At 36.7% G+C, this 1,946-nt stretch carries 1 protein-coding gene; it reads right to left on the bottom strand.

Annotation, left to right across the window (positions count from 1 at the left end; genetic code table 11):
* Window positions 1-40: 40 nt before the first annotated feature.
* Entirely contained in the window at window positions 41-1,270 is a 1,230-nt protein-coding gene (locus ACT29H_RS16705; protein ID WP_444822798.1) for a tetratricopeptide repeat protein, read from the bottom strand.
* Window positions 1,271-1,946: the final 676 nt, after the last annotated feature.

Here is a 1,946-nt window from a genome sequence, read left to right as displayed (position 1 = left end):
GGCGGAAGCCTCCGTTTGCCCTCGCGTTATCATTTCATTATCAACCTTTTAGCCACTTAAGTTTACAGCAATGCCCTACGCCCCCTATCAAAATAATAAAGCACAAAATAATCAAAATCAATTTCATATGATTATTTTTCTCTTTCATCAAGCTAAGCTCTTTTTTCAACAACTCCGTTTCAAGATCCCGATCAATATCCTCCTTTAAAAACGCATTATTTGAAATAATCAATGAATCTTTAAATCCGGTGTAAAGTTCCAGAGCTTTCAATGCCTTTTCATACTCCTTTTCGATTTTCAACGCTTTATATAAAGAATACAAATTTTTTTGCCGCAGATCATTCCAACCTATGTCTTTTGCCAATTTCTCTGCTCGTTCATAAAAAATTACTGCAAGCGCAACTCTTTCCTGTTGAAAATAAAGATCTCCAAAAAGGCTGTAAATATTTATCAAAAACGATGATGCTGGACGGTCCTTGAAATAGTCCAATGCTTCATCCAAATAACGCGCAGCATCAGAATATCTTTTTTCCGCCAACAGAAGAGAACCGATGTTACATTTAACTTTTGCAATATTTTCTGTTTGATTTAGCGTCTCATAAATTTTAACTGCTTCACGATATTTTTCAATGGCAAGTTTATTTTGTTCTCTCCCCGACAAATAGATCGCAAAATCGTTCAGGACTGCAGCAGCATCCGCTAAAGAATCCATTTTTATAAAAAGAGACAAGGAATGATCAAAATATTGTTCAGCCCTTTTTAACCTCCCGGCCTTCTCCTGGACCAAAGCAATATTATGAAGACATTGGGCAAATCCATATTCGTTGTCAAGTTTTTTCTCGTATTCCGATGATTTTATAAAAGCCTCCAGAGCCTCATTGTATCTCTCCTTAAAATACCGCGTCAACCCCAAATTGTTGTAGTAAACTGCCCTTTTTCTATACGCAGAAACACACCCCAAAAGGTCAATGCTTTTTTGATAACAATCGCCGGAAAAATCAAACTGCCCCTTATAATAGGCAACTTCACCACGTAAGTACCATCCACTCGAAGCCAAAGTGTCATTACCTAAACCATTGACCTGACGAATAAAAAGAACTACTAAGGAATCTGCCTTTTCCAGTGAATCGGGGATCAATCGCCTAATCCTATTCTCAAGTTCTAATGCTGGAACCAAATCAATATCACCATTCAGGGGAAAAATATAATTTCCAAAAGTGAAAAAAATAATAAGGAACAGTAAAACAACTAACCTCAGAAATCGCTTCATGTCAGCGTCTCATTAACTTTAATACATAACCTATTAAAATGTTTCACAAAGCTAAGGAATAATGACCTATTATACACATTTTTTTAAGAGATATCTATCTTATGTTCTAAAGTCAAAATACGCTGCAATTAATCAAAACCATTACCATCTCAGAGTTTTAGTTATCCTATCGATTAGATTCATCACATAAGCCTAAATCTTATTCATCCACAAAAAGCCGTACGGCTTTACCTACAATAGCGGTACGGCTCTTACTCTAAAAGCGGTACTGCATTATTCCTTATAGCATTCCGACTATAAAACTTGGCGCAGAACTGCATTATAAGGTGTTAAAATGGTTAGAGACAGTATCCATTAACCAGGAAGAGATTCTTGAATAAAATATTGACATTTTGTGATGTAAGATCATTAGATTTCATCCCACACCCTCCGGTCCCTAAAGGGGGTGTGCCAGAGCGCAGCGTTCAAAGGCCAGAAGTCAGAAATAACAAGAAGAGATAAGTTGATATAGATAGAAAAAAAGTAGATGAAAAAAGCCTAACAGCCCAATGGCCTATTAACCTATCAACCTATTGGCCTATTAGCCTATCAACCTATCGGCCTATCGGCCTAATCTCAACCGTTATAAAACAAAAAACTCCGACTCATCTGGTGTGAATCGGAGTTTTCTTGTTTT

The organism is Thermophagus sp. OGC60D27 (assembly GCF_052400625.1).
GTDB lineage: Bacteria > Bacteroidota > Bacteroidia > Bacteroidales > Marinilabiliaceae > Thermophagus.
The sequence above is the reverse complement of the archived record's forward strand: the minus strand, read 5'-3'. Positions and strand labels throughout refer to the sequence as shown.

Bases quoted from the DNA above. Each gene is read 5' to 3' on its own strand.
- ACT29H_RS16705 (WP_444822798.1), bottom strand. From the start codon at position 1,270: ATGAAGCGATTTCTGAGGTTAGTTGTTTTACTGTTCCTTATTATTTTT.